Raw genomic sequence first — 6306 nt, forward strand, 5'->3', positions numbered from 1 at the left:
AACCGACGGGGCCGCCGCAGGGTCGGTGCCCGCGCCCAGGGTGACGGAGTCACCGGCGGCTCCGACGGTCACGGTGATCGTCGTGCTCACGTTGCCCTTGGTGCCGCCCACGTTGTGGCCGATCCCGAGGACCGTCACCTGGTAGTCCCCCGGTGTCGCTCCTCCGGGGACGGTGACGATGAGGTCGCTGCCCATGGCGTTCGCGGTCCCGTCGAGATCACCGGCGCCCGCGTTGTCGAAGGCCGCGTTCCGGTTGCCCGAGTCCCAGCCGGTGGTGTCGAAGTTGATGGTGTAGCCCTGGGGCGAGCTGGGCCACTCGCTGGCCGTGCTGTAGCCGTTGCCCGTGGCCCAGCCCGCGGGGACGCCGGAGGTGGCATCCCAGGTGGTGCTCCAGCCGGGGATGGCCGGGCTGTTGCTGGTGCCGGTGGCGACGGTCCAGCCCGTGGGCACCGCGACCTCGAGGCCGAGCACCCCGGCGCCGGCGATGTTCAGGATCTTGTAGTCGATCTCGAAGCTGCCGCCCGGTGCGACCGAGGCCAGGGTGGTCACGATGCCGTCGACGGCCGTCGTGACGCTCGCGGTCGGCTCCGTCGCCGCATGGCAACTCGAGCAGCTCGTGTACTTCGTCGGCCAGGCGTACGCAGCGCGCGGGAGGATCAGAGCAGAGACGAATAGACCGATGCTGACGATCAGCACCGCGGGAGCGCGGCAGTGCATCTCGTACCTCGTGGGAGCTTTTTGTTGGGAGCGGTACTTTCGGGCCTCACCGGAATCGTCCGAGAACTCCTCCCGGACTCTCCGCGAGCGGGTCGCTGAACCAGGCATGACCTGGTCGACTCACCGCTCCGTGCAAGGCCCCGAAATGTACGATTTACACTCTACCACAACGCCCCGAAGTACCCACCCTTGCTGGGCTTTTTTCGCATTTCGGGGGCTCCGTCCCGAAACCGGAAACGAGGTTTGAGAATCAGTTTCGAGACGACTTAACTGACCGTTAACTCGTTCCTTTTTCGGGACGTTTACTTTGCGCTCCGCTTTGCCTCGTTGGCAACGCTCCTAGAAGTCGCTGCCGTCCTGCCGGGTGCCGGGGGACGCGCCGCCCCCGCCGTGCACCACCAGGCCGGCGGAGCGATCGCCGTCGGTGCCGCGCACCAGCGAGGCGTCCTGCCCGCCCTCGGCGCCGTAGGTGATCCGATCGACCTCGGAGCCGCGCTCGTCGGCGAGGGTCAGGGTGTCGCCGGTGTTGTTCAGGCCCAGACCCCGCTCGGAGGTGAAGGCCTGCACGCCCCGGAAGTTGCCCGGCGTCCCCCCGCCGAAGATCAGGACCGCGCCCCGGGCGGGGATCACCGCGTCGGAGGGGAAGGTGAAGCGCGCGCCGTAGCCGTCGGAGAAGGTCCAGCCACCGATGCGCAGGGGCTCGGCGGTGGTGTTCACGAGCTCGACGAACTCGTCCTCGCTCGCGCTGCGGGTGCCGTCGCCGTTCCAGTCGCCGGAGAGGTCGGCCGGCGGATCGGCGCCGATCTCGTTGAGGATCACCGTGCCGCCCGAGGAGGGCTCGGGCTCGGGGGCCTCGCAGGAGAGGCCGTCGGGCACGCAGGCCTTGGTGGTCAGCCAGGAGCCCCGGGCGATGTCGTAGCACTTGTAGCCCGCGGGGCAGCCGTCGTCGGCGGTGCACTCGAAGGAGCAGACCCGCTCCTGGTCGTTGAGCTTGGCGCAGAGGTTCCCGGCGCCACCGCAGTCCGCGTCCTCCTTGCACTCGCCGCAGAGGCCCGCCGGGTTGCCGTAGGGGTGGGCGTGCGGGTTGTCGTCGATACCGTGGACTCCGTACATCGTGTGGAACCAGGAGGAGTTCGAGTCGAGGTCCGAGAGGAGCTCCCCGTACTTCTTGGCGACCTGGTTGCCCTCGGCGTCGGTGCCCAGCACCGCCCTCAGGAAGTCGGTGACCGTCGAGGCGGTGCCGGCGTTCGAGAAGGAGGTGGTGGTGATCACGTCGATGTTGTCCCGGGCGGTCTTGGCCGGGTTCATCATGAAGGCCTGGCCCATGCCGTAGGTGTCGCAGCCCTCGGCGAGCACCACCTGGTACTTCGAGGGCAGCGTGAGGCCGGGCACCTCGGAGTCGTCGAGGTCGCCCTCGTCGGTCATGCGCCAGTTCGCCATGGCGAAGCCGTAGAAGGCGCCCGAGTGGCCGCTGTAGATGATCACGTCGTTCGTGGCGAGCGCCGCCCGCAGGTCGTCCTCGAGCTGGATGCCGCCGGCGGCGGTGTCCGGATCGGTGTCGGTGCCCGGCTTGCCCCAGAAGAGGGAGACCTCGACCTCCACGGCCTTGCCGTTGGCCTGGATGGTGCGCTTCAGCGGGCCGGAGTCGCGCAGGTACTCGTCGTAGCTGCCCACCGGGCTCTCGAAGCCGCGGGCGATCAGCCAGTCGTAGACGGCCTCGCTGTGAACGAGGTGGTACTCCTTGTGGTAGTCCCAGCCGAAGTGGGCCGAGACGGTGAGCTTGCCGTCGTTGAAGAGCCGCCCGTAGTCGATCCAGGCGTCGATGCTCCGGGGCTGGGGCGTGATCTTCAGGTCGAGGGTCTCGACCCGGGCCGGATCGACGGTGGCGGGGTTGAAGTCCGACCAGGGGGAGGAGCGGTACCACTCGGCGTTGGTCTCGAGCTTCGCCATGTCGGTGTTGGAGATCTTGCCGACGATCAGGTCGAAGTGGTGGACGCCCTCCGCGTCGACGCGCGTGTCGAGGCGATCGATCAGGTCGTTGGCGCCGCCGACCTCCTGCATGAACTGGAAGGTGTAGGTCTCGCCCGAGACCAGCGTGAGGTTCAGATCCTCCCAGGAGCCGTTCTTGGTCATGCCCCGGAAGCCGCCGTAGTCCTTGTTGTCGTCGTGGCTGGACTTGTCGATGAGGTAGGCGTTGAGGAACCAGGCGATGACCACCTGCTTGAGGGAGACCAGCTCCCGGGCCCGCTCCAGCCGCTGATCTTCCGGCAGGCCGGCGTAGGAGGCCTCGAGGGTGACCGTGGTCGTCCCCTCGACCCGGTACTCGCGGGCGGTGGGGGCGAGGTAGTTGTCGGTCTTGCCGGGCAGCACGACCACGGCCTCCTCTTCGGTCGACTGCTTCTCGGGGCAGCCGCCGAGGAAGGTCAGCGCGGTGGCGAGGCAGAGCGAGAGGATCGAACGCGACGGGTGCATCATGGCCTTGGGTCCCTCCGGAGGCGTTGAACCCATGATGCTATCAACCCCTGGCGGACTTCGACAGGAGGAGAGGCAGCACTTTCGAGGCCGGGAGGCCTGAAGTAGCCTGCTCGGTATGGGGAACCGTCGCTGCTCTCGCCTCCTCGCCCTGCTGGCGCTGCTCGCGCCCGCCGGGGCGATCCACGCCCAGATCCTGCCCTTCGAGAGCGCCCAGACCTGGTCGTACCTCGGCCGCCCGAGCACCGGCTCGGCCCTGGCGGCGGGAGACTTCAACGGCGACGGGCACCTCGACCTCGCGGTGGGCGAGCCCGGTGCGACCAACGGGGGTTGGGTGGAGATCTTCCTCGGGAGCCCGACCGGGCTCGTCCCCGCTCCACCGGTGCCGGAGATTGCCCTCCAGCAGCCCCGGACCACCCCGGACACCGCGGCGCGCTTCGGAGCCGTGCTGCTGGCGGTCGACCTCAACGCCGACTCCTACTGGGAGCTCCTGATCGGAGCGCCGGGTTTCGATGCGGGGAGCGGCGCCGTCTGGGTCTTCGGCTGGGATCCGGGCAGCCAGACCCTCACCCCCCAGGTCGAGCAGCTCGGCCAGGCCGGAGAGGCCTTCGGCAGCGCCCTCGCCGCGGGTGAGCTCGATGGCGTGGGTGATCTGGAGTTCGCCGTGGGCGCTCCCGCAGCCGGCTCCGGGGCAGGGGCGGTCTACGTCTACCTGGGCGACGGAACGATCCGGGGGACGGCGGTGGGCGACGGCAGCGAGGAGCTGGGCGCCGCGCTGGGGATGGCGAGGCTCTGGGGCGACGGCCAGCCGGCGGGCCTGATCATGGGCGCGCCGGGTGGGCTCGCCGAGCTGTCGGCCGACGTGACCGGCCGCGTCTACCTGGCCTCCGGACCCTACACGGCGGGCGCGATCGACCTCACCGCGACGACCACCGGGGTCTACTACGGAGGCGGCTGGAACGACCGCTTCGGCGAGCGGATCCTCGCGCCGGTGAAGCTCGACGGGGGGCCGGAGGACGACTTCCTGGTGGGGGCGCCCGGGGCCTGGAGCGGGGACGGCGTGCTCGTCGGGGTCCAGGGCGGCAGCGGCGGCCCGGTGGTGGCGGGTTTCGAGGCGCTGCGGGGCACCGACACCCCCTTCCCGATCGGGGGCTCGATGGCGCGGATCCCCGACTGGGACCGGGACGGCTGCGACGAGTACGTGCTGGGAACCGGCACCGACACCGGTGGCGTGATGGTGGCGAGCTCCTTCGGCTGCAGCGGCGCGCTCTCCGTCCAGGCGGACTCCTGGTCCCTCACGAACAGCAACGCGGGCTGGGAGATGGGCGCCGGCCTCCTCGTCGCCGAGGGGCTCAACGCGGTGAGCGGCGCCAGCCTGGTGGTCGGCTCCCCCGGCGCCAGCACCCAGCGCCTGCTCTTCTTCCCGGCCGGCGCTCCCCCGGCGGGGCCCGACATCCAGGTCAAGGACCCGGAGGTGGACTCGCTCTCGGTCTCCTCCGGGATGGATCACACCTTCGCGGTGACGGTCACCGACGCCCTGGGCGACCCCCGGGCGGACGTGGAGGCGAACTGGAGCTGGGAGGGCACCCCGCCCGAGGGGATGAGCATCAACGCGGTGAACCCCACCTACACGGATCGGGACGGCCGCACCTGGGCCACGGTGACGGTGCGCTCCCCCGCCACCGGAGGGAGGCTGCAGGTCGAGATCGGCGGCATGGTGCACACCTGGGACCTCGCGCCCTTCGACCCCGGGAGCTTCGGGGAGTGGACCATCACCCCGGAGCTCTCGCCGCCCTACCACACCGACACCGCCTACGACTTCTGGGTGCAGGTGACGCCGCAGTTCAAGACCCCGGCGGACCTCGCGGGCTTCCAGCTCGAGTGGAAGTTCGTGGATGGCGCCGAGGCGTTCCACACCCTCGCCAATCCCCTCTGCACGCTCGATGACCAGGGGCGCTGCTCCAACACCATCACCTTCGGCAGCCAGACCGGAAACGTCGGCATCGACGTCCGGACCATCTTTCCCTTCCAGAGCTACTTCAATCTCTTCCGCTTCGATGTGACGAAGCCCCTCACGGGTGCGCTCACGATGAGCGGACCGGAGGACACGATCCAGGTCGCGGAGGGCACCTCGGTCGACCTGGAGGTGACGGTGCGGGTGGATGGCGCGCCGGTCGAGGGCGTGCAGGTCGACTGGTCCAAGGTGAGCGGGCCGGGCGAGCTCTCCTTCGAGGCCGACGCCTCCCCGACGGACGGCGACGGCATCGCGCGCACCAAGGTGCGGGCCCTCGGCGGCGCCGGCGGCTACGACGTGGGCGCCTCGGTGGACCTCGGCTCCGGCGAGACGGCCTCGTGGGTCTACCAGATCGAGTGGCTCGAGCGGGGGAAGCTGCCCTCGGCCTACGGCTGCAGCGGGGCGGCGGGGAGCGGCAGCGGCGCCGCGGCGCTCCTCGTCGGGCTCCTCCTCCTCGCGCTCTCGCGGCGGCGGGTGCTGCTGCTCGTCCTGCCGGCGGCCCTCGCCCTCGCCCCCTCGGCGGCCCGGGCGCAGGAGGAGGCAGCGGCGCGCCCCAAGCTCGCCTACCTCGGGGTGATGGGCGGCGACGAGGCCAAGCGGGTCGAGATCGACGCCCTCAGCGAGTTCGCCCAGAGCGAGCTGACCCGCCTGGGCGTCTACGACGTCCTGGGGCGGGCCGAGATCGGCAGCCTCCTCGGCCTGGAGCAGCAGAAGCAGCTGCTGGGCTGCGTGGACACGGCCTCGGAGTGCCTCACCGAGCTGGGGGGCTCCCTGGGCGCCGGCCGCCTGCTCTCGGGGACCATCAGCCAGATCGGTCGCTCGGCGATCCTCAACTTCTCCCTCCTCGACGTGGAGTCCGCTCGCCTCGTCCACCGCGCCGGGATCCGGGTCCAGGTGGAGGAGACCTACGAGCCGATCCTCGATCGCATCCCCGCCATGATGCGGGAGCTGGTGGAGCACGACGCCCTGGTGCGGGACCGCCTCGCGCAGCCCGCGCCCGCCGCGGGGGGCGCGGTGGCGCACGCGCTGGCGGTGCCGCTCGCCTGGATGCTGGGGGCGCTGTTCGCCACCATGGCGGCGCGCATGGGCGGCGCGCCGGTCGA

The 6306-nt window shown here is 70.7% G+C and carries 3 protein-coding genes; 1 reads left to right on the forward strand and 2 read right to left on the reverse strand.

What is annotated here, in order from left to right; all coding sequences use genetic code 11:
• Nucleotides 1-717: filamentous hemagglutinin (locus P1V51_25270; GenBank protein ID MDF1566367.1), on the reverse strand; the 717-nt coding region annotated here is incomplete at its 3' end.
• 339 nt (nt 718-1056) lie between these two features.
• Nucleotides 1057-3192, reverse strand: a complete 2136-nt coding sequence (locus P1V51_25275; protein ID MDF1566368.1) for a lamin tail domain-containing protein — start codon at nt 3190-3192, stop codon at nt 1057-1059.
• Between the two features lie 115 nt (nt 3193-3307).
• Here P1V51_25275 and P1V51_25280 point away from each other — a divergent pair.
• A partial coding sequence (locus tag P1V51_25280) for an FG-GAP repeat protein (GenBank protein ID MDF1566369.1) occupies nt 3308-6306 on the forward strand: 2999 nt, incomplete at its 3' end.

Source organism: Deltaproteobacteria bacterium, from assembly GCA_029210625.1.
GTDB lineage: Bacteria > Myxococcota > Myxococcia > SLRQ01 > SLRQ01 > JARGFU01.